At 72.1% G+C, this 23,426-nt stretch carries 26 protein-coding genes and 1 tRNA gene; 15 read left to right on the top strand and 12 right to left on the bottom strand.

Annotated elements, in window-relative coordinates; all coding sequences use genetic code 11:
• Nucleotides 1-37: 37 nt before the first annotated feature.
• From IE317_RS29555 to IE317_RS29570, 4 genes are read left to right on the top strand one after another with little or no spacing between them, the layout of a single operon-like run.
• Nucleotides 38-787, top strand: a complete 750-nt coding sequence (locus tag IE317_RS29555) for a crotonase/enoyl-CoA hydratase family protein (protein WP_191314631.1) — start codon at nt 38-40, stop codon at nt 785-787.
• Entirely contained in the window at nt 784-1,530 is a 747-nt protein-coding gene (locus IE317_RS29560) for an acetoacetate decarboxylase (protein ID WP_191314632.1), read from the top strand. The genes IE317_RS29555 and IE317_RS29560 overlap by 4 nt, the downstream gene beginning before the upstream one ends.
• Nucleotides 1,527-2,435, top strand: a complete 909-nt coding sequence (locus IE317_RS29565) for a 3-hydroxyacyl-CoA dehydrogenase NAD-binding domain-containing protein (RefSeq protein WP_191314633.1) — start codon at nt 1,527-1,529, stop codon at nt 2,433-2,435. The genes IE317_RS29560 and IE317_RS29565 overlap by 4 nt, the downstream gene beginning before the upstream one ends.
• 1 nt (nt 2,436) lies before the next feature.
• Nucleotides 2,437-3,633, top strand: a complete 1,197-nt coding sequence (locus IE317_RS29570; protein WP_191314634.1) for an acyl-CoA dehydrogenase family protein — start codon at nt 2,437-2,439, stop codon at nt 3,631-3,633.
• A gap of 4 nt (nt 3,634-3,637) precedes the next feature.
• Here IE317_RS29570 and IE317_RS29575 read toward each other — a convergent pair whose 3' ends face one another.
• Both IE317_RS29575 and IE317_RS29580 read right to left on the bottom strand, forming a co-directional pair.
• Nucleotides 3,638-4,861, bottom strand: coding sequence for an LCP family protein (locus IE317_RS29575; RefSeq protein ID WP_191314635.1), 1,224 nt, complete (start codon nt 4,859-4,861; stop codon nt 3,638-3,640).
• Between the two features lie 211 nt (nt 4,862-5,072).
• Nucleotides 5,073-5,816 carry an SDR family NAD(P)-dependent oxidoreductase gene (locus tag IE317_RS29580; RefSeq protein WP_191314636.1) on the bottom strand — a complete coding sequence of 248 codons (744 nt, stop codon included), beginning with the start codon at nt 5,814-5,816 and terminating at the stop codon, nt 5,073-5,075.
• Between the two features lie 39 nt (nt 5,817-5,855).
• On the opposite strand from IE317_RS29580, the gene IE317_RS29585 reads away from it, so the two are divergent.
• On the top strand, nt 5,856-6,869 hold the full coding sequence (locus tag IE317_RS29585) for an RNA polymerase subunit sigma-70 (RefSeq protein ID WP_191314637.1): 1,014 nt from the start codon (nt 5,856-5,858) through the stop codon (nt 6,867-6,869).
• 138 nt (nt 6,870-7,007) lie between these two features.
• Here IE317_RS29585 and IE317_RS29590 read toward each other — a convergent pair whose 3' ends face one another.
• Complete coding sequence (locus IE317_RS29590) at nt 7,008-7,271, bottom strand: WhiB family transcriptional regulator (RefSeq protein ID WP_091315704.1); 264 nt, start codon at nt 7,269-7,271, stop codon at nt 7,008-7,010.
• Nucleotides 7,272-7,777: 506 nt separating this feature from the next.
• Here IE317_RS29590 and IE317_RS29595 point away from each other — a divergent pair.
• Both IE317_RS29595 and shbA read left to right on the top strand, forming a co-directional pair.
• Nucleotides 7,778-8,266, top strand: a complete 489-nt coding sequence (locus tag IE317_RS29595) for an RNA polymerase sigma factor (RefSeq protein ID WP_191314638.1) — start codon at nt 7,778-7,780, stop codon at nt 8,264-8,266.
• 146 nt (nt 8,267-8,412) lie between these two features.
• On the top strand, nt 8,413-9,009 hold the full coding sequence (shbA, locus tag IE317_RS29600) for an RNA polymerase sigma factor ShbA (RefSeq protein ID WP_191314701.1): 597 nt from the start codon (nt 8,413-8,415) through the stop codon (nt 9,007-9,009).
• Between the two features lie 49 nt (nt 9,010-9,058).
• Here the strand turns inward: shbA and IE317_RS29605 are convergent, their stop codons facing one another.
• Nucleotides 9,059-9,892, bottom strand: a complete 834-nt coding sequence (locus IE317_RS29605) for a LysR family transcriptional regulator (RefSeq protein WP_191314639.1) — start codon at nt 9,890-9,892, stop codon at nt 9,059-9,061.
• Nucleotides 9,893-9,988: 96 nt separating this feature from the next.
• On the opposite strand from IE317_RS29605, the gene IE317_RS29610 reads away from it, so the two are divergent.
• Nucleotides 9,989-10,963, top strand: a complete 975-nt coding sequence (locus IE317_RS29610) for a bile acid:sodium symporter family protein (protein WP_191314640.1) — start codon at nt 9,989-9,991, stop codon at nt 10,961-10,963.
• 100 nt (nt 10,964-11,063) lie between these two features.
• Here IE317_RS29610 and IE317_RS29615 read toward each other — a convergent pair whose 3' ends face one another.
• Nucleotides 11,064-11,333: a hypothetical protein gene (locus IE317_RS29615; RefSeq protein ID WP_191314641.1), complete on the bottom strand. Its 270-nt coding sequence runs from the start codon at nt 11,331-11,333 to the stop codon at nt 11,064-11,066.
• Between the two features lie 185 nt (nt 11,334-11,518).
• Here IE317_RS29615 and IE317_RS29620 point away from each other — a divergent pair.
• A tRNA-Ile gene (locus tag IE317_RS29620) sits at nt 11,519-11,592 on the top strand.
• A 115-nt stretch (nt 11,593-11,707) separates the two neighbouring features.
• Here the strand turns inward: IE317_RS29620 and IE317_RS29625 are convergent.
• From IE317_RS29625 to IE317_RS29635, 3 genes are read right to left on the bottom strand one after another with little or no spacing between them, the layout of a single operon-like run.
• Complete coding sequence (locus tag IE317_RS29625) at nt 11,708-12,307, bottom strand: dihydrofolate reductase family protein (protein ID WP_191314642.1); 600 nt, start codon at nt 12,305-12,307, stop codon at nt 11,708-11,710.
• A gap of 4 nt (nt 12,308-12,311) precedes the next feature.
• Nucleotides 12,312-13,103, bottom strand: coding sequence for a metalloregulator ArsR/SmtB family transcription factor (locus tag IE317_RS29630; protein ID WP_191314643.1), 792 nt, complete (start codon nt 13,101-13,103; stop codon nt 12,312-12,314).
• Between the two features lie 32 nt (nt 13,104-13,135).
• Nucleotides 13,136-14,104, bottom strand: coding sequence for a hypothetical protein (locus IE317_RS29635; protein ID WP_191314644.1), 969 nt, complete (start codon nt 14,102-14,104; stop codon nt 13,136-13,138).
• A gap of 184 nt (nt 14,105-14,288) precedes the next feature.
• On the opposite strand from IE317_RS29635, the gene IE317_RS29640 reads away from it, so the two are divergent.
• Nucleotides 14,289-15,248 (top strand): hypothetical protein, encoded by a 960-nt coding sequence (locus IE317_RS29640; RefSeq protein WP_191314645.1) that lies wholly within the window; start codon nt 14,289-14,291, stop codon nt 15,246-15,248.
• Between the two features lie 22 nt (nt 15,249-15,270).
• Here the strand turns inward: IE317_RS29640 and IE317_RS29645 are convergent, their stop codons facing one another.
• The gene (locus IE317_RS29645; protein WP_229902992.1) at nt 15,271-18,294 is read right to left on the bottom strand and encodes an AfsR/SARP family transcriptional regulator; all 3,024 of its coding nucleotides are present in this window, start codon (nt 18,292-18,294) and stop codon (nt 15,271-15,273) included.
• Between the two features lie 199 nt (nt 18,295-18,493).
• Between IE317_RS29645 and IE317_RS29650 the strand changes: the two genes are divergently transcribed.
• Complete coding sequence (locus IE317_RS29650) at nt 18,494-19,294, top strand: SdrD B-like domain-containing protein (protein ID WP_191314646.1); 801 nt, start codon at nt 18,494-18,496, stop codon at nt 19,292-19,294.
• An 83-nt stretch (nt 19,295-19,377) separates the two neighbouring features.
• Here the strand turns inward: IE317_RS29650 and IE317_RS29655 are convergent, their stop codons facing one another.
• Complete coding sequence (locus IE317_RS29655) at nt 19,378-19,545, bottom strand: hypothetical protein (RefSeq protein ID WP_191314647.1); 168 nt, start codon at nt 19,543-19,545, stop codon at nt 19,378-19,380.
• 51 nt (nt 19,546-19,596) lie between these two features.
• Nucleotides 19,597-20,112 (bottom strand): hypothetical protein, encoded by a 516-nt coding sequence (locus tag IE317_RS29660; RefSeq protein ID WP_191314648.1) that lies wholly within the window; start codon nt 20,110-20,112, stop codon nt 19,597-19,599.
• A gap of 205 nt (nt 20,113-20,317) precedes the next feature.
• On the opposite strand from IE317_RS29660, the gene IE317_RS29665 reads away from it, so the two are divergent.
• Nucleotides 20,318-20,599, top strand: coding sequence for an isoamylase (locus IE317_RS29665; protein WP_191314649.1), 282 nt, complete (start codon nt 20,318-20,320; stop codon nt 20,597-20,599).
• Nucleotides 20,600-20,603: 4 nt separating this feature from the next.
• On the opposite strand, the gene IE317_RS29670 is transcribed toward IE317_RS29665, so the two are convergent.
• On the bottom strand, nt 20,604-21,296 hold the full coding sequence (locus IE317_RS29670) for a LysR substrate-binding domain-containing protein (protein ID WP_191314650.1): 693 nt from the start codon (nt 21,294-21,296) through the stop codon (nt 20,604-20,606).
• A 42-nt stretch (nt 21,297-21,338) separates the two neighbouring features.
• Here IE317_RS29670 and IE317_RS29675 point away from each other — a divergent pair, with 42 nt between their 5' ends.
• From IE317_RS29675 to IE317_RS29685, 3 genes are all read left to right on the top strand, one after another.
• Entirely contained in the window at nt 21,339-21,710 is a 372-nt protein-coding gene (locus IE317_RS29675) for a DUF5997 family protein (protein ID WP_191314651.1), read from the top strand.
• The gene (locus IE317_RS29680) at nt 21,707-22,909 is read left to right on the top strand and encodes a kynureninase (RefSeq protein WP_191314703.1); all 1,203 of its coding nucleotides are present in this window, start codon (nt 21,707-21,709) and stop codon (nt 22,907-22,909) included. The genes IE317_RS29675 and IE317_RS29680 overlap by 4 nt, the downstream gene beginning before the upstream one ends.
• Before the next feature lie 76 nt (nt 22,910-22,985).
• Nucleotides 22,986-23,423: a MarR family winged helix-turn-helix transcriptional regulator gene (locus IE317_RS29685; RefSeq protein WP_191314652.1), complete on the top strand. Its 438-nt coding sequence runs from the start codon at nt 22,986-22,988 to the stop codon at nt 23,421-23,423.
• The last annotated feature ends 3 nt before the right edge of the window (nt 23,424-23,426 follow it).

Here is a 23,426-nt window from a genome sequence, read left to right on the forward strand (position 1 = left end):
CTTTCACGTGAAAGTGCCCCCTGGGAAGTGAAGAGTCATGAGTGAAGTACGCACCGAACGGATCGGCGGCACCCTGCTGATCACGATCGACCGGCCCCAGGCCCGCAACGCGGTCAACGCCGCCGTCGCGACCCGGCTGGCCGCCGCCCTCGACGAACTCGAGAGCGACCCCGCCCTCCGCGCCGGCGTCCTCACCGGCGCCGAGAACACCTTCAGCGCCGGCATGGACCTCAAGGCCGCCCTCCAGGGCGAGTCCCCGGAGATCCCCGGCCGCGGGTTCGGCGGCCTGACCGAAGCCGAGCTGACCAAGCCGCTGATCGCCGCCGTCGAAGGGTTCGCCATGGGCGGCGGGTTCGAACTGGCGCTGGGCTGCGACCTGATCGTCGCCGCGGAAGACGCCCAGTTCGGCCTCCCCGAGGTGAAGCGCGGCCTGATCGCCGCGGGCGGCGGCGTGATCCGGCTGCCGAAGCGGATCCCCCACCACCTCGCGATGGAGTTCCTGCTCACCGGCGAGCCCGTCACCGGCCGCCGCGCGGGCGAGTTGGGCCTGGTCAACCGGGTGACGCCGGCCGGCGACGCCGCCGCCGTCGCGCTCCAGCTGGCCGAAAAGCTGGCGGAGAACGCGCCCCTGGCGTTGGCCGCCGTGAAGAAGATCGTGCGCGGCTCGGAGGCGGAAGCCTTCGCCGTGCAGCGCGAAGAAACCAAGAAACTGATGCAGTCCCACGACGTCCGCGAGGGCATGACCGCCTTCGCCGAGCGCCGCGCTCCGAAGTGGACAGGCGAATGAAGATCGAAGAAGTCCGGCAGCACGTGACGACCCCGCTGACCGCCCCGGCGTTCGCGCCCGTCGTCCCGCGGTTCACGAACCGCGAGTACCTCAACATTGTCTACCGCACCGACGCCGACGCCCTGCGCGCGGTCGTCCCGGAGCCGCTGCGGGTCGAAGAACCGTTGGTGCGCTTCGAAGTCATGAAGATGGGCGACGTCTCCGGCTACGGCCCGTATACCGAGTCCGGCCAGGCGATCGAGGTCAGCTTCGACGGCGAGCGCGGCGAGTACCTGCACGCGATGTACCTCGACAACTTCCCGGCCACCGCGTCCGGGCGCGAGGTCAGCGCGTACCCGAAGACCGTCGGGAGCCCGGATCTCTATGTCGACAACGGCGTGCTGGTGGGCACGCTCGACTACGGGACGCTGCGGGTGGCCACGGCGACCATGGGCTACAAGCACCACGAGCTGGACGCCCGCGAGGCCGAACGCCAGATCACGGTCCCGACGTTCATGCTCAAGACGATCCCCGGCTACGACGGCGCCCCGCGCGTGCAGGAGCTGGTCCGCACCGAGATCACCGACGTCGTGGTCAAGGAGGCCTACACCGGCCCCGCGCGGCTGCAGCTGTTCCAGCACGTCCTCGCGCCGCTGGCCGACCTGCCGGTGCTCGAGGTCGTCTCCGCGAGCCACATCCTCACCGACCTGACGCTCGCCCCGGTCAAGCCGGTCTTCGACTACCTGAAGGGAGCCCAGGCATGAAGACCGCCGCAGTCATCGGCGCCGGCACCATCGGCCTGTCCTGGACGGCGCTGTTCGCCCACCACGGCCTGACCGTCCGGGTCACCGACCCCCGCCCCGACCTCGCCGAAGCCGTCTCGCAGGCGCTGGCCCAGTTCGCCCCGCACCTCGGCACCACCGCCGCGGAACTGGCGAGCCGCGTGCAGATCGCCGCCGACGTCACCGAAGCCGTGCGAGACGCGGATGTCGTGCAGGAGAACGGCCCCGAGAACGTCGAGTTCAAGAAGGCCCTGTTCAAGCAGCTGGTCGAAGAAGCGCCGGAGCACGCGCTGCTGCTGAGTTCGTCGAGCGCCATCCCGTCGACGGCGTTCACCGGCGACCTGCCAGCCGCCTCCAGGGTCCTCATCGGACACCCGTTCAACCCGCCGCACCTGATCCCGCTGGTCGAGGTCGTCCCCGGCGAGCGCACCAGCGACGAGTCCGTGCAGCAGGCCGTCGACTTCTACACCTTCCTCGGCCGCACGCCGGTCGTGGAGCGCAAGGAGATCGCCGGGTTCGTCGGCAACCGGCTGCAGAACGCGCTGAGCCGTGAGGCGATCTACCTCGTCGAGCAGGGGGTCGTCACGCCCGAGGACCTCGACAAGGTGATCACGAACTCGCTCGGCATCCGCTGGGCCACGGTCGGGCCGTTCCTCGGCTCGCACCTCGGCGGTGGCCCCGGTGGCTACCGGCACATGGCCGAGCACATCGGCAAGTCCATGAAGAAGATGTGGGCCGGCCTGGGCAACCCCAGTCAGAGCCCCGAAGAGCAGGAACAGCTCATCGAAGCTGTCGAAAAGGCTTACGGCTCCTCCACGTACTCGGAACTCGCCGAGACGCGCGACCGCAAGCAGCTCGCTGTCCTGAAGGCATTGGAGGAGAACTGACATGACCATGGAAGCACTCGAAGGCCAGCTGACCGCCGACTTCTACAACTACGAGACGCTGCTGAGCGACGAAGAGCGCAAGCTGCTGGTGAAGGCCCGCGACTTCATGCGCACCGACGTCAAGCCGCTGGTGAACGAGAACTGGGAAGCCGGCACCTTCCCGAAGGAGCTCATCGGGATGTTCCGCGACAGCGGTCTCGCGGGCCTGCCCTACGAGGGCTACGGCGAACACAAGCCCGAGGTCAGCCACCTGCTCACCGGCATGATGGCGATGGAGATGAGCCGCACGGACGCGTCGGTGGCGACCTTCTTCGGTGTCCACAACGGACTCGCGATGTACTCGATCTACAGCGGGGGCAGCCAGGAACAGCGTGACCGCTGGCTCCCGGAGATGGCCGCGATGGACAAGATCGGCGCGTTCGCGATGACCGAGCCGCTCGGCGGGTCCGACGTCGCGGGCGGCATGCGCACCACCGCGAAGCGTGATGGAGATTCTTGGGTCCTCAACGGCGCCAAGAAGTGGATCGGCAACGCGACTTTCGCCGACTACGTCGTGGTGTGGGCGCGTGACCTCGACGACAACCACGTCAAGGGCTTCGTCGTCGAGAAGGGCACGCCGGGCTTCGTGGCGGAGAAGATCCAGGGCAAGACGGCCTTCCGGATCGTCGAAAACGCCGAAATCACCCTGACCGACGTCCGGGTGCCGGAGGAGAACCGCCTGCAGGGCATCAACTCCTTCCGCGACGTCGCCGAGATCCTGCGCGCCACCCGCGGCGGCGTGGCCTGGCAGGCACTGGGCGTGATGGTCGGCGCCTACGAGCTCGCGCTGGACTACGCCAAGGAGCGCAAGCAGTTCGGCCGTCCGATCGCCCGCTTCCAGCTGGTGCAGGACCTGCTCGTGAAGAGCCTCGGCAACATCACCGCATCCTGGGGCATGCTGGTGCAGCTCGCCCGGCTGCAGGACGCGGGGATCTTCCAGGACGAGCACTCGTCGCTGGCCAAGGCGTTCGTCACCGCGCGGATGCGCGAGGTGGTCGCCTGGAGCCGGGAGATCTTCGGCGGCAACGGGATCGTGCTCGACTACGACGTCGCGCGGTTCTTCGCCGACGCCGAGGCGATCTACTCCTTCGAGGGCACGCGGGAGATGAACACCCTGATCGTCGGCAAGGCGATCACCGGGCAGAGCGCCTTCGTGTGAGTCTCTAGTTCACGCAGCCGGCGGCCGTACTGGCCGCCGGCTGTTTCGTGTCCGAACTGTTCGAAGTGTCCGAAGCGCCCGGCGCCTTCGTGCCGGTGGCGGCCACCGGCTTCACGCCGCCGGGCGTGTCGTCACCCGAAGCCTGGACCGCCGCGGTGCTGATCGCCGTGCGGACGAACTGCTGGACCTGCGCCGGGTCGACCTTGACCGCGTCGCCGTCGGACGGCGTGGCCAGCGAAAGGCTCTGCACCGGGATGGTGGCGAACGCGATCGCGCCCGAGGTCATCCCCCGCAGCTGCTGGGCGAAGCTCAGGATGTCCCATCCCCGGTCCAGCACCACGGAACCCTGCACCGCGCCGACCAGCGAGCCCAGCTTCGCCGGGTCGGTGAACGTGCCCGCGCTCAGCACCTTCTTCGCCATCCCCGACAGGAACGCCTGCTGGCGCGCGATGCGGTCGAGGTCGCCGTTGGTCAGCCCGTGGCGCTGGCGGACGAAGGCGAGCGCCTGCGACCCGGACAGCGTCTGCGGACCGGCCGGGAAGTCCGCGCCGGAGTAGCTGTCGTGCACCGGTGCCTTGAGGCAGACCTCGACGCCGCCGACGGCCTGCGACAGCGCGTCGAAGCCCGCGAGGTTGATCGCCGCGTAGTGGTTGATCGTCAGCCCGGTGAACTTCTCGACGGTCTGGATCGCCGTCTTCGCGCCGGCCTCGTTCGCCGCCACCTCCAGTTGCGCGCCGGACAGCCCCTGGGCGCGCAGGCCGGACATCGCGGCGTTCTTGCCGCGGCTGTAGGCCGAGTTGATCTTGTGCTTGCCGTACCCGCCCGCGATGTCCACATAGGAATCGCGCGGGATCGAGATCGCGGTGGCCGCGGCGCCGCCGGCCGGGATGTGGACGACGATCATCGTGTCGGTGGTATCGCCGCCGTCGTCGCCGCTACCGGCGTGGAGCGCGTCGAGCACGTTCTGTGGCAACGGGTTGCCGTACGCGTCGGTCCGCGCGTCGATCCCGACGAGCAGGATGTTCTGGGCGACCTTCAGCGGCTCACCGGCCGGGGTGTCGTCGTTGTCGATCTGCGCGGCCGGCGGGATGACGTCGGCGGTGACGATGCCGGCGTCGAGGGTGCTCAGCTGCGTCCACAGGTAGCCGGTGGCGCCGAGCACCGCCGTCGAGACGACGCCGAGCGCGACCCGGCGGCCGATCCGGTGCCCCCGCGACGACAACAGCACGGCTTTCCCCTTTTGCTTCCCTGTGGTGGTTCCCCCTCTTCGAGGATCACCGCGTTAGCTGGGAATCAGCTGAGAAAGTTGTCGGAAACCTGTGACGCTAGCCGATCGGCCGAGCGGAATCGCCGCGCCTGGCCCGATTTTGCCACGCACGGTGAGGACACGCGCACGGGAAAGTGCTGTGGCGCCAGCCACAGCGGTCCATGCAATCGCGTCACCGCGGCAGTTTGCGCCAGATCGCGCGCGGCAGGAGGCGCATGGCGAAGAAGACCGGACGGAGTATTCCGGGCACCCAGACGACCCCGCGGCCGCGGCGCAGCGCGGCCACGGTCGCCTCGGCCACCTGATCCGGGGTGCTGGAGAACGGCGCCGGCGGCATGCCTTCGGTCATCCGGCCGATGACGAACCCGGGGCGGACGAGCACCAGCTGGACACCGGAGCCGTGCAAGGCGTCGGCGAGGCCGCTCGCGAAGCCGTCGAGACCGGCCTTCGCCGAGCCGTAGACGTAGTTCGCGCGGCGCACCCGCACCCCGGCCACCGAGGAGAACACCACGAGCCGGCCGTGCCCCTGCGCGCGCAACAGGTTCGCCGCGTGGGTCAGCACGCCGACCTGGGCGACGTAGTCGGTGTGCACGATCGCGGCGGCGTGCGCGGCGTCGCGCTCCGCACGTGCCTGGTCGCCGAGGATGCCGAAGGCGAGCACGACGGTTTCGAGCGGTCCGTGCTCGGCCGCCACCTTCTCCAGGAAGGACTCGTGCGCGGCGAGGTCGTCGGCGTCGAACCCGGCCGTTTCGACCGTCTCGGCACCGGCCTCGCGCAGCGCGGCGACCTCCGCGGTCAGGTCCGCACCCGGCCGCGCGGCCAGCACGAACCGCCGGACGTCCCCGCTGACCAGGCGTTTCGCGACGGCCAGGCCGATTTCGCTGCGTCCGCCGAGCACCAATACCGTTCCGCTCACCCGAGCAGTGTCCCAGCCCGGGTGCGCTAGCGTGCCGGGGTGGGTCAGGACTTCGAGACGCTCGTCGAACAGCACCGCCGCGAGATCCAGGTGCACTGCTACCGGATGCTCGGTTCCCTGGCCGATGCCGAAGACCTCACGCAGGAGACGTTCCTGCGCGCGTGGAAGGGCCGCGACGGGTTCGAGGGCCGGGCGAGCGTGCGCACCTGGCTCTACCGGATCGCGACGAACGCGTGCCTCGACGTGCTCGCCCGCCGTCCGCGGCGCGTGCTGCCCGACCAGCTCGGCCCGGCCGGGGAGCCGGTCGGCCCGATCGAGGCCGCCGACCTGCCGTGGCTCGAGCCGTACCCGGACCGGCTGCTCGAGAGCGCGGGCCCGGACGACGCCGTCGTCGAGCGGGAAACCATCGAGCTCGCCTACCTCGCCGCCGTCCAGTACCTGCCGCCGCGCCAGCGGGCGGCGCTGATCCTGCGGGACGTGCTCGGCTGGTCGGCGAAGGAGGCGGCGGCGTCGCTGGAGACGAGCGTGGCATCGGCCAACAGCGCGCTCCAGCGGGCGCGGGCGACGTTGCGTGAGCGGTTGCCCGCGCGGCGTGCCGAGTGGACGGTCGGCGACCCGACGGCCGAGGAAACGGCGCTGCTCAAGCGGTTCATCGCCGCGTACGAGGCCGGCGACGTGTCGGCGGTGGCCCGGCTGCTGCACGAAGACGCCCAGGCGATCATGCCGCCGTACACGTTGTGGTTCGGCAACCGCGCTTCGATCGCCCGAGCGCTCTCGTTCTCGCTGGACCCGGCGTCGCCGGACTGCGTCGGGCGGTTCCGGATGCGGCCGGTGCGCGCCAACCGCCAGCCGGCGGTGGCCACTTACCTGCGGCGTCCGGGAGAGCACGATCACCGGTGGTTCGGGGTCACGCTGCTCACGATCGAGGACGGGCTGATCACGGCGATGGCCGCGTTCGAGTCGGCCACGGCGGCGGCGTGGGGCCTGCCGGAGACGTGGCCGGGAGAGCACGAAGGCCACGCACCCGGGGAAAAGATGCAAAACCGCGCATAGATATCGCGCGCAGAAAAAAGCCCGGGTGGGTGATTCACGCGGAATCACCCACCCGGGCGCGCACACGGCCGATTCGGATTTACTCCGTTTTCGGGGGTTGTGCTCGAGGCCGCCGGGAAGAGGTCACCGGGGCGGCGGTCAGGCCACTCGGTGCCGCTGCGGCGCGGTGCGCACCAGCCTGCGGCGTTCGTCCGCGGTGGTGCCGCCGAAGACGCCGTGGTCAAGGCCGTTGTCGAGCGCGTAGCCGAGGCATTCGGCGCGCACGGGGCAGCGCGCGCACACGGCCTTCGCCTGCGCCGTCTGCCGGGCGCCGGGGCCGACCTCGGAGATCGGGAAGAACAGTTCCGGGTCCTCGTCCTTGCAGGCCGCGAGTTCCGCCCAGCCCGTCATCGTGGCTTCCATTTCCTTCGTTCACCTCCTATCTCTTACTGCTTCCCATTGTTGGGGCGCGTCAACCGACTTAACCGCGGCGGACGCGCGAGCGTATCCGCTTGGGTCAAGGAGGTTTTGGCTTCGGTCCCCGGCTCACCCTCCGGGCAACCAAGACTGCAACACATGAGAGTACGCCTTTCTTCCGGGGATCTCGATGTCGATCACGTCACCCGATCGGCGAGGTCTGCGGCCGCCGACGGGCCCCGGACCGGGTGTCACCGGTCCGCTTCCTTGTTGTCCGGGAGGGGTTTCCGGTCGGGAGTGATCGAAACGTGGCCGTCGGGAACGCGGTCCGCCGCGTGTCCGGAACTCGCCGTTCGCGGCCGGTGACACGGACGTGCGCGCGGCCTTCGTCACCAGCCGTCACCGAGGCAACGCGGTGCATTACTCCTCCCGAGCAGTCTTGACCGGATCGTTACACGTGGCGGTCACCTCAGCGCACCTGTCCTTGTGAGGGCGAGGGGTGGTGGGGTGCCGTGTGCGGTCACGACGAGTTCGACGCGTTCTTCCGCGCCGACTTCCCGGCCCTCGTGGCGTTCCTCTGCAAGGCCGGGTTCGAGGTCGAGACGGCGCGGGACGTCGCCGCCGAGGCGATGCTGCACGCGCTGGAGGCGTGGCCGATCGTCGAGGACCCGCGGGCCTGGGTGCGCCGGGTCGCCGGGCGGCTCATCGAGGCCCCGGGCGACGCGCGGACGGACTGGGCACTGGCGGGCGACCCGCGGGACGACGAGAAGCTCGCGGGGCTGGTCGAGCAGCACGCGGGCCTCATCGAGCTGCTTTCCGCCCTCCCGGGCAAGCAGCGGATGGTCCTGGCGTGGTCGCTCGACGGGTTCACGCCGTCCCAGATCGCCGAGGCGCTCCGGGTCGCCCCCGCGACCGTCCGGTCCACCCTCCGCCACGTGCGGGAACGCCTCAGGCGACTCCGGGCCGCCCGGCCCGGTGACCAGCGGGACAGGAAAAGGTGAGCGAAATGCCGGCAACCGAGTACGGGGATCGGGCGATCACCGAGCAGCTGCGGGAGTCCAACGCCGCCCTGCATGACTCGCTGCGCGCCGGGCTCGACGTGGAGGGCACCCTGCTGCGGGTGCGCAGCCGGGCGCTGGTCCGCAAGATCGCGGCGACGCAGCCGGCCGAAGCGTTCCCGCCGCACTGGCGGCGCCACGACGAGCCGGTCGCCGCCGCGGCCGCCGGTGACGACGCCGCGACCGCGCGCCTGCTCGCCACCATCCGCCCGCTGGTGGTGCGCTACTGCCGGGCCCGCGTCGGACGGCACGAGCGGTCGTTCGCTTCGGCCGACGACGTCGCCCAGGAAGTCTGCCTCGCCGTGTTGACGGCGCTGCCGTCCTACCACGACCAGGGCCGCCCGTTCCTCGCGTTCGTCTACGGCATCGCCCAGCACAAGGTGGCCGACGCCCACCGCGCGGCGGCCCGCAACCGCGCCGACCCGGTGCCCGAAGTGCCGGACGGCGTCAGCGACACAGTCGGTCCGGAGCAGCGGGTGCTGCGCTTCGAGCTGAACGAGCGGCTCGGCCGGCTGCTGGACGTGCTGCCGCCGAAGCAGCGGGAGATCGTCGTGCTGCGGGTGGTGGTCGGGCTCTCGGCGGAGGAAACCGCCGCTGCGGTGGGGTCCACACCGGGCGCTGTGCGGGTGGCGCAGCACCGCGCGCTGGGTCGGTTGCGCCGCCTGTTGACGGGTGACGAAGTGTAATTGGGAGCGAAGCTCCTCCATTGAGGGTGGCGGTGGGGGCATCGGAGGACTAGCGCCGCACACGCTCCAAGATGAACTCCGCGAGCGCCGCCGCCGGGCCCTCCATCGACTCGCGCGCCAGCAGCACGAACTCGATGTCGCCCGGTTCGGGCAGGCCGTCGAGCTCGGCCAGGTCGGCCGGGACGAGGCTGCGCGCGTGCAGGGTGACGCCCAGCCCGGCCGCCGCCGCGGCGCGCAGGCCGGTCAAACTCGACGTCTGGCACGCCGCGCGCCACTCCAGGCCCGCGCGTTCGAGCACCTCCACCGCCAGCTGCCGCGTGATCGACGGCATCGGGTACTGCACCAGCGGCACCGGGCGGCCGGGTTCCAGCACCGTGGCCGCCGACCCGATCCAGACCAGGGGCTCCCGCCAGAGCAGCCGGCCGTGGTGCGCGCCCGGACGGCGTTTGCCCAGCGCCAGGTCGAGCTGCCCGGAGCGCAGCCGCTGCGCCAGGACGTCCGACAGCTCGACGGTCAGTTCGACGTCCACCAGCGGGTGACTGCGGCGCAGCCGGTGCAGGATCTCCGGCAGCTCGCCGAGCGCGAAGTCCTCCGAGACGCCGAACCGCACGCGGCCGCGGAGTTCGGCGCCGCGGAAGTGCCGCTCCGCGCGTTCTTCGGTGTCGACGACGGTCTGCGCGAACCCGAGCATCGCCTGCCCGCGCGCGGTGAGCTCGACGGTGTGGGTGTCGCGGGCGAACAGCAGGCCGCCGGCGTCGCGCTCGAGCCGTCGCACGTGCTGGCTGACGGTCGGCTGCCCGACCCCGAGCCGCCGCGCGGCCGCGGTGAAGCTGCGCGTCTCGGCGACGGCGAGGAACGAACGGCACAGGCGCGGGTCCAGCACCGGGGCAGCTTATCGCGGTTCACGATGACAGTCAGTCCGGTCATCGGGGTTCACAATGAGCGTGGCGTCGCCGAGAATTGCTGCGGAAGGAGATCCATGTCCCGCATCCGGCTCGACCCGTTCGTCCTCGCCATCCTCGCCACCGTCGGCGTCGCCACCCTGCTGCCCGCCTCGGGCGCGGTGGCCGACGGCTTCGGCGTCGCCACCACGATTGCCGTCGGCCTCCTGTTCTTCCTGTACGGCGCCCGGTTGTCGACGCAGGAAGCCCTCGAAGGGCTGCGGCACTGGCGGCTGCACGCGGTGGTGCTCGCGGCGACGTTCGTCCTGTTCCCGCTGCTCGGCCTGGCCTTGTTCCTGCTGCCGCCGTCGGTGCTGCCCGCCCAGCTGGCGGCGGGGGTGCTGTTCCTGGCGGTGCTGCCCTCGACGGTGCAGTCGTCGATCGCGTTCACCTCGATCGCCCGCGGCAACGTGGCCGCGGCGATCTGCAGCGCGTCGCTGTCCAACCTGGCCGGCATCGTGCTGACGCCACTGCTGGTCGCGCTGCTGCTGGCCGGGAAGGGCGCGGGCGTCGACGGTTCGGCGGTGCTCGGCATCGTGCTGCAGCTGCTGGCGCCGTTCGTGGCCGGCCAGCTCGCCCGCCGCTGGATCGGCGGCTGGATCACGCGCCACGCGGCGCCGCTGAAGCTGGTCGACCGCGGCTCGATCCTCCTGGTGGTCTACACGGCGTTCAGCGCGGGCATGACCGAGGGCATCTGGCACCGGCTCGACCTGGCGCACCTGCTGGTGCTGGTGGTGGTGTGCTGCGCGCTGCTCGCGGCGGTGCTGGCGGCGACGGGCCGGGGCGCCCGGCTGCTGGGCTTCGCCCGCGCGGACCGGATCACGATCGTGTTCTGCGGCTCGAAGAAGAGCCTGGCCAGCGGCCTGCCGATGGCGACGGTGCTGTTCGGGCACGCGCAGGTGGGACTGATCGTGCTGCCGCTGATGCTGTTCCACCAGATCCAGCTGATCGTCTGCGCCACCCTGGCCCGGCGGTACGCGGCCGAGGAGCAGCGGGAGCTGGTGCGGGCCTGACCGGGGCGCCGCAAGTCCTTTGTGGAGGGTTGCGGCAACCACCGTCCAGCACGACCGGAGCGGAATCCGCGCTTTCGCCCGGCCCGCCAAGGCTTTTCCGTCACCGCGGGCGGGGCGAGGGCTTCTTTTCCAGCTCTTCCGCGAAAATCTCGTCGATGCGCGAACCCGCGCGGCGCAACGCCCGCACGGCCGCGCGGATCAAGTAGCCGGCCGCGAACACGAGCAGCAGCGTCAAACCGATGACCCCGGGATTCGCCACGACGACCTCCCGGTACTCGTGCGCGAGGTAACCCAGCCCGGCCCCCACGGCGAACGCGTCCAGCCACGCCAGCCAGGCCGCCCGGGAACGGGACGGAGTGGCAGAGACCATTGCTTCCTCCCGCCGTTCCGGTCAGCGGTGACGCCCTTGCAACCTAGACGAGCGTGCGCCGGTCGGCGGCCACTTCAACCTGTTTGGCCTACCGGATCTGCCCGGATGGCCGCTGTGATAACTTGAAGCGAACTGAGTGTTCTGTGCACATGCAAAACCTCGTCCCGCTGAGGTGCCGAGGTGAGGGGGCGGTAGCTCAGTTGGTTAGAGCAGGGGACTCATAATCCCTTGGCCGCGGGTTCGAGCCCCGCCCGCCCTACCGGATCGAGGTGGGTGAGGTGTGCCCGCGGAACGCGCGTGCCCCTCCTCGATCCGCGTGTTTTCCGGGGGTGCAACCCCGGGCCCCGAGGTCCTCAGTGGACAGTTACCGGCGGTCAGCGGATGCGGTCGTAGACCGCTGCCATCTCCCCCAGGTCTCCGGCTTCGTGGTGGGTCAGCTGCCACTTCGAGGACGGCAGGCCGTCGTCGAACAGGCGGGGGCCGCCGCCCGCTATTTCCGGGCAGACCATCAAATACAGGCGGTCGAGCAGGTCCGCCGCGAGCAACGGCTTGATGATGCTCGCGCTGCTGTTCACCAGGATGTCGCCCCCGGCCGTCGTCTTCAGCTTCGTCACGACGTCCGCAGCCGGCGCGTTCACCAGCCGCGTGCGTTCCCAGGGCGCGTCGGACAGCGTGGTGGAGAAGACGACCTTTTCGGCGTCCACCAGCCATTGCGCATAGCCGCGGTCGCGCGGGTCGGCGTTCTCGTCGGCGGCGACCGTCGGCCAGAACCCCAGGAACCCCTCCGCGTTGCGGCGGCCGAGGACCGCCGTCGTCGCCCCCGCCCAGATCCGGCTCAGGTGACGCCGCGCGACTTCCGTCGTCGCGTACGGGAGGATCGCGGCCATGTCGGCGGGCCCCGCGGGCCCGTGGTAGCGCCCGTCGAGGGTGAGACTCAGGTTCGCGGTCACCCGGCGGCCGGTCGGTTCGGTCATGATTTCAGGCCTTTCGTTCGGAAAGCACGTCGGTGAGGCGGTCGAGCACCTGACTCCAGCCGGTTTCGATCCCGGCGACGAAGGGGACGGCCCCGACCGTGGTGGCGGAAATGCGCAGGCCCAGCCGCAGCCGGGTGCCGGCCGGGTCCGGGCGGAGCTCGAGGTCGTAGTGGCCGGTGAACGAAGCAGGACCGGTCACCGCGAGTTCGAACCCGAGGCGAGCGGGCTCCTCCGCGACGCGCACCCGGCCTTCGGCGTGGTACTCGCCGTCGGCGTCGCGGTACCCGAGCACGACCCGGCCGCCCGGCCGCGGCTCGAGGACGCAGGCGGCCACCGTCATCGACGGGGGAACCCACCAGGACGCCAGCAGCTCCGGGTCCGTCCAGTGCCGCCAGACGTCAGTGACCGGCGCGGGCAGCAGGCGGTCGAACGCGAACGTGCGCCCGTCCGCCCGCCGGTCGGCGCCCGCGGCCGCCGACTCCGCCTCGATGGCCGCCCGGTACCGCGCCACCGCGTCGCGCTCACCCGCGTGCGCCTCGGTGGCGTCGGCCAGCTCCTGCAGCCGTCCCGCAAACGCTTTCAGCGGCTCGGCTTCGAGCGCGTGGACCCGCCGCTGCCCCAGCGGGAAGACGGTGACCAGGCCGGCGCGGGCGAGGGTCTGCAGGTGCTTGGTGGTCTGGGGCTGCCGGAGCCCGGTCAGCTCGGCCAGCTCCCCGACCGAGCGGGGACGCTCGGCGAGGAGTTCGACGATGTGCCACCGCGCGGCGTCCCCCAGCGCTGCGGCAATCCGGTCCATGCCGTTAGTATTCACACAGCAGAATATTCACGTCAAGGAATATCTTCGCCGGGCAGCCAGCGCAGCCCGTACGCGTACCCCAGCTGAGGCGCGGCGAACTCCTGCGCGACCTCGTCCGCGCCGTCCAGCGGGAGCGGGTCGCCCGGCTGGGGCGGGTCGGCGAGCACCGAGGGCGGGACGCGGTCCAGCCGCCACACCACCCGCGGCGGCCGTCGCGGGTCGAAGCGGACGCGCACCTCGAACGACTCGCACGTCACCAGCGGCACGAACACGTACGACGGCCGGATCGGCCGGCCGTCCCGGATGCGGAACACCAGCGAGTACGTGTGGCTGTCCCCGCGGGAAAGGGGCCGCGGCAGGTCGAGCAGCCAGCGGAAGTGCCGCTGGCCGTCCCGGGTGCCGTCGCTGATCCGCACGCCGTGCCGGGCGTCCGCGGCGACGTCGCGCTCGCCGTCGCTCCCGTCTTCGGTGCGGGGCACCGTGAACTGCGCGGAAATCCGGCCGAGGGCGTCGCGGGTGGCCACGATCAGCCGTTCCTCGGTCACCTCCGGCTCGCCGGTGTCGAGCCGGACGAGCACCTTGAGCCGCTTGACGAACCAGCCCTCGTCCGGGTCGGGCCCGCCGTCGCCCGGCCGCGCGCCGGCCTCGATCTCCGCCGCGAGCCGGGCGAACGACCGGTCGACGCGGCGCCGGGCCGTGCGTTCCGAGACGCGCAACCGATCCGCGAGCACCCCGATCCGGTCGCTCAGCAGCGCGTGCTGCGCGCCGGGCGCGATACCCAGCGCGACGTTCACCGCCAACCGGTCGTCGGCCGGGAATTCCGCGATCGCGGCCGAAATCGCTTCGCGCAGAACCCGGCGGGCATCGCGGTCGCTCGTCGTCCGGTGGATTTCGCACCAGCCGGAAACGAGCGGGCCGAGCCTGCTGCGCAGCCGATCGGCCTCCAATCCCCAGCCACGCCGCAACGTGGTGAGTTCCCGGAGCACCCCGTCCTGTGCCATGGCCAGTTATTTTGACACGGGCACTTCTGCGCGATCGGCGGCACCGGCTGGGCCGATCGGGTGTTTCCGCGGTGGCCAGTCGTTGGCCAGTTCCTCGCGATTTCGGCCCGCGAGCGGCCTTTTCCGCATCGACGGCTGCCCGACTATTTTCCCGTCGACTTTCCGTCGGCATCGGGGAGGATGGGTGCTCGACACTACCGGCCCGGCCGACGTCGCCGGGGTCCGGCGGCTGGCCCGCGACGGCCTGCTCGCCGGTGCGGCGGCGGCCGCACGGCCCCGCGCACTGGCCCGGTTGCGCGGCGGGGTCTACACGGTGGCGTGGCCGCTGGTCTTCACGCGGATCACCAAGCCGCTGGAACACCGGCGCCGCCACGCGGACTGCGCCCGCGGGCTCGCAGGGCTGCGGCCCGACTGCCTCGACCGCTTCCACGACGACGTCGAGGCCGTGGTGGACCACGCGCTGCGGCGCGCGACGGGCCCGATCGAGAACCTGGAGGGCTGGCTGGCGACCCGCCTCACCCCGGCCACGGTCGACGCGCACCGCCGTCGCCGCGGCGAAATCGGCGCGCTGCAGCGGCCCCGCCTGCCCGCGTGGCTGGGCGACGCCCTCGGCGGCGACCCCTGGCTGTGCGACCTGGCGGTGCAGATCCTGGTCTGGGTGGGCGTGCCCGCCACGGCCGGTGCCGAGCTGTGGCCCCTGGACGGCTGGACGGCGCGGCGCACCGAGGTCACGGGCGAGCCGCCGGCCACCCGCGACACGCTCGATCGCGAGGTCGACCGGGTGCTGACCGCCATGCGCACCCGGCCGGCGTGGCACGCCGAACACGTCGAGCGCCCGCTGGGGCACAAACAGGCCCCGGTCGCCCCCCTGCCGGCCGAACTCCCGGCGCTGGAACTGGTCGCCGGGCACGAACTGGCGGACGCCCGGCTCGCGGACCTGGCCGAGCAGGCCCTGCGGACGATCGAGACCCGGCTGAACCGGGGCGAAGCACCGGCGAAGGCGGTGACGACGGTGGTCCGCACGGTGTTCGGCGAGCACGCACCGGCCGGCCCGGCCCGCGACGACTGGCTGACGGCAGCGCTGGCGGACCGCGAACGGCTGGCCGGGATCGTGGCCGAGGTCCTGGCGATCCTGGGCCGCTGAGGCCGGGCAGCCTCCGCGTGCCCTACCGCAGTCGCGCTTCCGGCGGGACCGGGCTCGGGAGCAGCAGCGGCTCGGTGGCCTCGCGGCAGCCGTACCGCTCGAACATCGCGCGTGCCTTGTCGCGCAGTTCGACGGCGCGCCGTTCGTTCCCGGACAACGCCGCCGCGATCGCCAGGTCGCGCAGGGTCCTGGCCTGCCAGACCGGCAGGTCGAGCGCCTGCCACCACTCCAGCGACCGCTGCAGGTGCGCCGTGGCGGCCGCCGGGTCCCCCGCCGCGAGCTCGAGCTCGCCGAGGGTGCGCAGGAGCAGCGCCTGGCCGAAGCCGTCCTGGAGCTCGTTGCAGGTGTTCAGCGTCTCCTCGAGCGAAGCCCGCACCTCCTCGCCTCGGCCCTGCCGGATGCGCACCTTCGCGAGCGCCTGGTCGGCGTAGGCGACGACGAGCCTGCTGCCGACGATCCGCAGTTCGGCCGCCGCCCGGGCACAGCAGTCGGCGGCTTCGCCGAGCCGGCCCGCGGCGCGGTGGATGATGCCGATCGACCGCAGGGCCAGCGCCGCGCCACGGCGGTTGCCCGACGCGCGCCAGTACTCGAGCGCCTTGGTCACCGACGCCACCGCGTGGTCGAGGTCGCCGGATTCGGTGAGGATCATGCCGAGGTTGTGCTCGGCCTGGGCGAGCTCCTCGTCGGTTCCTTCGCTCCGCAACACCGGGACCGCCTCGGTCAGCGCCCGTTCGGCGTCGGCGAACGAGCCGTGTTCGCGCAGCACGACGCTCATGCTCAACCAGGTCCTGGCCTGGGCGAGCCGGTCGCCGACTTCGGCGAACGCGGTGAGCGCCTGGTGGTAGTACGCCAGCGACTCGTCGAACCGGTCCTGTTCGAAGTACAGCGTCCCCATCCCGCTCAGCAGCAGGCCCTCGGCCGCGCGGTCGCCGGCCCGCCGGGCCGCGGCCAGCGCGGCGGTGTGGGTGCGCCGCCACTGGCGGAACTGGTTGCGGGCCGCGAAGCTCGACGACGACAGCGCGGACGCCAGCGCTGCCGCGGTGGCCACCAGGTCCCGTTCGCTGGTCTGCTCGACCACACTGACCAGCAGCTCCTCTTCGGCCTCGAACCAGGCGTCCGGATCGGTGCGGATGCCTTCGACGGCGGCCTGGTCCAGCCGCCCGGAACCGGACGGCTGCGGTGTCCGGCCGGACGCGCCGCGGACCAGGTCCAGTGCGTCCCGGCCCACCCGGTCCAGCGCCGCGCGGACGTCGGCGGCGGATTCCTCGGCTTCGCACAACTCCTGGGCGTACGCCCTGGTCAAGTCGTGGATGCGGTACCGGCTCAGCCCGGTGACGTCGGTGCCCGCCGGGTCGAGCAGCTGCGCGTCGACCAGCCTTTCGACCACGTCTTCGGCCTCGTCGACGGGGGTGTCCAGCAGCGGCGCGGCGAGCCAGCCGGCGAAGTCTTGGACGCCCGTCATGCCGAGGCGGCGCAGCAGGGTGCGCTCCGGCCCGCCGAGGCCGTCGTAGCTCACCGCGAGGCTGCCCCGGACCTCCAGATCGCCGAGCACGAGTTCGTTGAGCAGCCGCTGCTTGCGGCCCAGCCGCTGCGCCAGGCGGGCCACCGTCCAGTCCGGCCGGGCGGCCAGCCGGGCGCCCGCGATCCGGACCGCGAGCGGCAGGTGCCCGCACAGCCGCACGATCTCCAGCGCGGCCGCCGGTTCGGCGGCCAGCCTCGGCCCGACCAGCTTGGCCAGCAGTTCCAGGGTTTCCTCCTCGCGCAGCTCGTGCAGGTCGAGCAGCGCGGCACCCTCCAGCGCGGCCAGCCGGACCCGGCTGGTGAGCAGCACCGCGCAGCCGGCACCGGCGGGCAGCAGGGGCCGCACCTGCTTTTCGCCCGCCGCGTCGTCGAGCACCACGAGCACGCGCCGGTCGGCGAGCAGCGACCGGTACAGGCCGGCGCGCTCGGCGGTGCCGGCGGGGATCGCCGCGTCGGCCACCCCGAGCGCCCGCAGGAACCTGGCGAGCACCTCGGCCGGGTCGGCCGGGTCGGGGTGGTTGCCGTGGAGGGTGGCGTAGAGCTGCCCGTCGGGGTACTGGTCGCGGATCCGGTGGGCGGCGTGCACGGCGAGCGTGGTCTTGCCCGACCCCGGCTTGCCGGAGACGGCGCAGATCCGGGCGGCCGAGCCGGCCGGGCGCAATCCCTTCAGCACGTGGTCGACGTCTTCGCGCCGGCCGGTGAAGTCCGAGATGGTGGCGGGCAGCAGGCCCGGCGTGAGCGCCGCGACCGGCGGCGGTTCGTCCGCCGGCGCCGCTTCGGCCGCGGGTTCGGCGAGCACCGCCTGGAAGGCCGCCTGCAGCTGCGGTCCCGGTGCGACACCGAGTTCGTCGTCGAGCACCCGGCGCGCTTCGTGGAAGGTGGCCAGCGCGTCGGCCTGGCGGCCGGCCTGGTGCAACGCCAGCACCAGCTTGGCCCGCAACGGTTCACGCAGGGGATGCTCGGCGACCAGCCCGGTCAGCTCCCCGGCCAGCGCACCGCCGCGGCCGAGCCGGAAGTCCGCCTCCAGCCGCGCTTCCACCGCGACGAGCCGGGCCTCTTCCAGCTTCGTCCGCTCCCGCTCCGCCCACTCCCCTTCGGCTCCGCCGAGCGGGGACCCGGTCCACAGCCCGAGCGCGTCGGCCAGCGTCTCCGAAGCCCCTGGGGCGTCGCCGGCCGCGAGCGCTCGCCGTCCCGCGCCCACCGCCCGCTCGAACCGGACCAGGTCGATCGACTCGGGAGCCACGTCGAGCAGGTATCCCGGCGCCTGTCTTCGCAACGCGTCATCCCGGTCGCCGAGCATCCGGCGCAGCGCGGAAACGTACGTGTGGACGACCGAACGGGCGCTGTTCGGCGGTTTCTCGCCCCACAGCGCGGTGATCAGCGTGTCGACCGGCACCACGCGGCCGGCGTTGAGCACCAGCGCCGCCAGCAGGGTGCGCGGCTTCGGGCCACCGAGCGAGACCTGTTCCCCCGCAACGAGTACCGCCATCGAGCCCAGCAGCCGGAATTCCACGTTCGCCCCCACAGTCCGAGAAACCCTCCCTACAGACGGAAACCCCGCGGTGCCGTTGTCCCGATCGTCCCCGCTGTGACGATCCTGTGATCCTCCCGCACACGGCGGCCTCCAGAAAAGCTGAAAAGCCACTTGGAGGTTTCGTGGAGGGCCGCCCGGCAGAGTTCTCGGTGTCGGAACCAGCCGACAAAGTCCCGAGGGGGAAACCGCAATGAAGAACCTCGCTCGCCTCGCCGCTCTCGCTCTCGCCGTCGCCGCACCGCTCGTGCTCGCCGGCCCAGCGCACGCCGCCGACACCGGCTCCATCTCCGGCGACGTGTGGCTCGACAGCAACAGCAACGGCCTGCGGGAGGTGGGTGAGCCGGCGATCGCGGGGCACTGGATGGTGATCAACGGCACCAACCTCCAGACGCAGACGGACGCCAAGGGCCAGTACGAGTTCAAGAACCTCCCGGCGGGCAGCTACTCGGTGAAGTCGACCGACCGGTCCCTCTTGGCCGGCCAGGGCTGGACGACGGTGGGTGGCGACTCGAAGTTCCGCGGCGACAACGGCACGCTCGGGAATCCGGTGGTGCTGACCGCCGGCCAGCGGGTGACCGGCCTGAACAGCGGTTTCGCCACCGCCGAGGTCGACTACCGGGCCGGGCAGATCATCATCAGCAACACGGCCCCGAAAGTCGGCGACGTGATCGACATCGTCGGTTCCGCGGTCCCGGTCGGCAACGTCTACGACCAGTTCGGCGGCCAGCTTTCCTTGCCGGACGGCCTGCGCGTCGTCGAGCGCCTCGGTGGCATGCCGCAGTACTACGCGACCGAACCGGCCGGCAAGGTCACCGGGTTCTTCTACGACCGTCGTCACCCGGGTGCGTACGAGTTCGTCGGTGCGCGGGTGGTCGTCGAGAAGCCGCTGTCCGCCGCCGAGATCAAGCTCACCGCGTGGAAGGGCCTCTTCGGCAGCACCGACCCCGACCTGGCCAACGACGTCCTCTCGACGACGCTGACCACCAGCTGATCCACCGGCGAGGGGGGAGGAAGGCCCGGTTCCCTGGGAGGGGGAACCGGGCCTTCTTCATGCGTCCGCTTGCGGCGCGCCGGTCAGCCGTCCTCGACCGCACGGCGCCGGGTCTCGAACACCGCCGTCAGCGCCTCGGGGGAGCAGCCGGCGGCTCGCGCGCGCCGTCCCGCCGCCGTCAGCTCGGCGAGCAGGAGCGCGCGCACGGCCGCGCGGGTTGCCTCCGGGAGTCTCGAGCACGGGTCGGTCACCCTCGGCCTCCTCTCTCCCCTCGCACCAGGTTTCCCCTGACGGACACGCTGTCAGCGCCACCACGGCGGCGGGGGCACCGGGAGCACCAGGGGGCAGCCGGTGTGGCGGCCGGTCCAGCAGTCCGCCAGCCAGCGGGTCAGCGCCACCGGGCCGAGCAGGCTGTCCTCCCACACCGGCGTCAGTTCACCCGCCCGGCGCAGCACCGATTCCGCGGTGCCGCAGTAGGAAACCACCGCGGCGATCGCCGCATCGGCCCGCTCTCCGGGCCAGGCGACCGCGGCTCCGGGCAGCCGGGCCGGGATGGCCAGGCCGGTGCCGACGGTGCAGTTGCGCGCCAGCTGCACGGCGAGATCGAACTCGACCGCTTCGGCGTGACGCTGTCTGGCTCGCCAGCGGGGTGAAGAGGCCGCGGCGTACAGCCCGGCCAGCCGGGCGGCGACCAACCCGTCCCACACCGTCAAGAGCACCGCTCGCGTGTCGGCCGGAGGGGCGTCGGCGAGCTCGTGGGTGACGGCGCTGAGCCAGGCACACGGGTCCTTGACTTGACGATCAGCGGCGACGGTCACGGCAGTCAGTTTCCCACCGCCGTGCACGGGCAACCCCGAGATGATCATGGTTCACCCGAGGACCACCCGGTCGGTGGCGAACCGTTGAGCGGCGCGGTAACCCGATCGGGTACTGGGCGTGACCAAATCGTCACAGCTGTGCGACCATGTCGGCGCTCAGTGCCGAGCACGCCCTCCCGAAACCCCTTCCGCGAAAGGTCCCCGAGTGATCAAGATCAGCAAGAGCCGGGCCGGCACCCAGCGCGTCACCTTCAGCCTCCCGGTCGGCGCACCGCCCGGCCGGGTGAGCGTCGTGGGCTCGTTCAACGACTGGACCCCCGGCCGCCACCACCTCACGCCGCGGTCGAACGGCCGCCGGTCGGCTTCGGTCGACGTGGCGCCGGGCACCGTGCTGCAGTTCCGCTACCTCGGCGAGAACGGCCACTGGTTCGACGACCCCGACCTGCCCGACCGCGCCGACGGCAACTGCGTCTGCACGACCTCGTAGCGGCTCAGCCCCGCCTGCGCCGCTTCCCCGCGCCGCCGGTGCGCCGGGCCGGTTTCGCCGCGGCGGGCTTGCGTTGCGGGCGCTTGCGCTCCGCCGGCGCCTGCGGGCGCCCGCGCGTGCTGTTCACCGTCCGGCCGCGGACGATCCCGATGAACTGCTCCATCAGGTCCGTCGTCTCCTCCTCCAGCCACGACAGCGCGACGCTCGACTGCGGCGCGTCCTCGACCGGCCGGTAGGTGAGGTCACGGCGGTGGTGCAGCCGGGCCAGCGACTGCGGGACGACGAGCACCCCGACCCCGGCCGCGACCAGCTCGATCGCGTCCGCGGTCGTCTCGGGCCGCGAAACCGCCGGGCGTCCCGGCCGGGCGGCCCACTCCAGCGTGTCGTCGAGCGGGTGCAGCACGACCTCGTCCGCCAAGTCCACGGTGGACACTTCGTCCGCCGCGGCGATCAGGTGGTCCTTGGGCACCACGACGACCGTGGTCTCGGTGTAGAGCGGGATCGCGTGCAGGCCGTCGCGGTCGATCGGAGAGCGCAGCAGCGCCGCGTCGGCCTCCCGGCTGCGCAGCAGGGCCGCGGCATCGGCCGGGGCGACCGGGACGAGGGTCAGCGGCACCTCCGGCACCCGCTCGCCCCAGGTCCGCACCCACTTGGCGGGGGTCGCTCCCGGGACGTACGCGAGCTTGAAAGAGGTCACCGGGTCAGGTTACCGGGAGTGACGCTGGCTACCCTGGACGGCATGACGTCGCACAAGAGCACCCAGACGATGAAGCCCGCGACCGCGGCGAAGAAGCTGGGTGTGTACCTCGAAGCCACCCCCGCGGAGTTCCGGGAGGGCGTCGTGACGCGCGACGAACTGAACGCGCTGCAGGCCGACCCGCCGGAGTGGCTGCGGGAGCTGCGCCGCACGGGCCCCCACCCGCGGCCGGTGGTCGCGGCGAAGCTGGGCGTCTCGATCGGCGGCCTCACCCGCGGCGGCATCACCGAGCCGCTCACGACCGAGCAGATCGACGCGCTGAAGGCGGAAAGCCCCGACTGGCTGGTCCGGGAGCGCGCCACCCAGGCCGAGGTGCGCAAGGAAGCCGTGCGGGTGAAGGAACAGAACCGCTGACCGCCGCCGACCTCTCGCCCGAGGCCGCGGACCGCCTCGACGCCGAGGACGAGCTCGCCGGTTTTCGCGACCGGTTCGTCCCGATCACCGATCCCGGCGTCATCGCCTACCTCGACGGGAACTCGCTGGGCCGTCCGCTGCGCGCCACCGCCGAGCGGCTGCAGGAGCTCGTCGCGCACGAGTGGGGTGCCCGGCTGATCCGGTCCTGGGACGAACGCTGGCTGAGCCTGCCCGAGGAGATCGGGGACGAGCTGGGCCGCGTCGCCCTCGGGGCCGCTCCGGGACAGACCATCGTCGCCGACTCGACGTCCGTCTGCCTCTACAAGGCGCTGCGGGCCGCCGTCGCCCTGCGGCCCGGCCGCGACGAGATCGTCACCGACGCCGCGAACTTCCCCACCGACCGGTTCCTCGTCGAGAGCGTGGCCGCCGAACTCGGGCTGACCGTGCGGTGGGCCGGCAGCGAAGACGTCGCCGCGGCCGTCGGACCGCGGACCGCGGTCGTCACCCTGTCCCATGTGGACTACCGGACGGCCGCGATCACCGACCTGGCCGCCGTCACGCGGCTGGTGCACGAACGCGGCGGGCTCGTCGTCTGGGACCTCTGCCACAGCGTCGGCTCGATCCCGGTCGAGCTGGACGCCGCCGAGGCGGACTTCGCCGTCGGCTGCACGTACAAGTTCCTCAACGCCGGGCCGGGCGCGCCCGCGTTCCTCTACGTCAACGCGCGCCACCACGAAACCTTCGGCCAGCCCATCACCGGCTGGATGGGCGCCGCCGACACCTTCGGCATGGCCGCGGAGTACGTCCCCGCGCCCGGCATCCGGCGCGCGCTCTCCGGCACGCCACCGGTGCTGGGCATGGTGGGCGTCCGGGAAGGCGTGGCGCTGCTGGCGGAAGCGGGTATCGACCGCGTGCGGGCCAAGGCCGTGGCGCTGGGCCGGTGGGTGATCGCGCTGGCGGACGCGTGGCTCGTCCCGCTCGGGTTCACGGTCGCCTCGCCGCGCGAGGACGACCGCCGGGGCGGCCACGTCACCCTCCGCCACCCGGACGCCGAACGGCTTTCGCGGGTGTTGATCGAGCACGGCGTGCTCATCGACTTCCGGCGTCCCGACGGCATCCGCATCGGGCTGAGCCCGCTGACCACCGGCTTCGCCGAGGTGCGGCGGGCCATGGACCGCATCCGCGAGCTCGCCGGCTGAACCGCGTCGCACCGGCCGGGCCCGGCGGCGCGGGAAATAGTAGCCATGTAATTAGTAGCCATGTACAGTATTCGGCATGAGCACTCCCGGGCACCTGATCTGGCGGCTTTCCACGAAGTGGCGGGTCGCGGTGGACCGCGCCCTCGCCCCCGCCGGGCTGACGCACGCGCAGTACGTCTTCCTGTCCTCGCTCTTCGGCCTGGAACGCGCCGGCGCGAACCCGAGCCAGCGGGAGCTGGCCGACCACACCGGACTGGAAGCGCTCTACGTCTCCAAACTCGCCCGCACGCTCGACGCCGAGGGGCTCGTCGAGCGCACCCGCGACCCGGCCGACACCCGGACCGTCCGGCTGCGCCTCACCACCCGCGGCCGCGAGGTGACCGAGCCGGCGATCGCCACCGTGGCCGAGCTGCTCGACCGGCTCCTCGCCCCGCTCGGCGGCCGGCGCGGCGAGCGCACCGCGGCGCTGACGCGCGAGCTCACGCTGCTCCTCGACAACCCATTGGAGTCCTGAAGT

The organism is Amycolatopsis bullii (assembly GCF_014654205.1).
Taxonomy (GTDB): Bacteria; Actinomycetota; Actinomycetes; order Mycobacteriales; family Pseudonocardiaceae; genus Amycolatopsis; species Amycolatopsis plumensis.

What these genes read in the sequence shown, in the direction of transcription:
- IE317_RS29590 (WP_091315704.1), bottom strand. Translation starts at nt 7,271, where the DNA reads ATGGAAGCCACGATGACGGGCTGGGCGGAACTCGCGGCCTGCAAGGAC.
- IE317_RS29555 (WP_191314631.1), top strand. Translation starts at nt 38, where the DNA reads ATGAGTGAAGTACGCACCGAACGGATCGGCGGCACCCTGCTGATCACG.
- IE317_RS29565 (WP_191314633.1), top strand. Translation starts at nt 1,527, where the DNA reads ATGAAGACCGCCGCAGTCATCGGCGCCGGCACCATCGGCCTGTCCTGG.
- IE317_RS29630 (WP_191314643.1), bottom strand. Translation starts at nt 13,103, where the DNA reads ATGGACCGGATTGCCGCAGCGCTGGGGGACGCCGCGCGGTGGCACATC.
- IE317_RS29570 (WP_191314634.1), top strand. Translation starts at nt 2,437, where the DNA reads ATGACCATGGAAGCACTCGAAGGCCAGCTGACCGCCGACTTCTACAAC.
- IE317_RS29615 (WP_191314641.1), bottom strand. Translation starts at nt 11,333, where the DNA reads ATGGTCTCTGCCACTCCGTCCCGTTCCCGGGCGGCCTGGCTGGCGTGG.
- IE317_RS29685 (WP_191314652.1), top strand. Translation starts at nt 22,986, where the DNA reads ATGAGCACTCCCGGGCACCTGATCTGGCGGCTTTCCACGAAGTGGCGG.
- IE317_RS29635 (WP_191314644.1), bottom strand. Translation starts at nt 14,104, where the DNA reads ATGGCACAGGACGGGGTGCTCCGGGAACTCACCACGTTGCGGCGTGGC.
- IE317_RS29610 (WP_191314640.1), top strand. Translation starts at nt 9,989, where the DNA reads ATGTCCCGCATCCGGCTCGACCCGTTCGTCCTCGCCATCCTCGCCACC.
- IE317_RS29560 (WP_191314632.1), top strand. Translation starts at nt 784, where the DNA reads ATGAAGATCGAAGAAGTCCGGCAGCACGTGACGACCCCGCTGACCGCC.
- IE317_RS29650 (WP_191314646.1), top strand. Translation starts at nt 18,494, where the DNA reads ATGAAGAACCTCGCTCGCCTCGCCGCTCTCGCTCTCGCCGTCGCCGCA.
- IE317_RS29625 (WP_191314642.1), bottom strand. Translation starts at nt 12,307, where the DNA reads ATGACCGAACCGACCGGCCGCCGGGTGACCGCGAACCTGAGTCTCACC.
- IE317_RS29675 (WP_191314651.1), top strand. Translation starts at nt 21,339, where the DNA reads ATGACGTCGCACAAGAGCACCCAGACGATGAAGCCCGCGACCGCGGCG.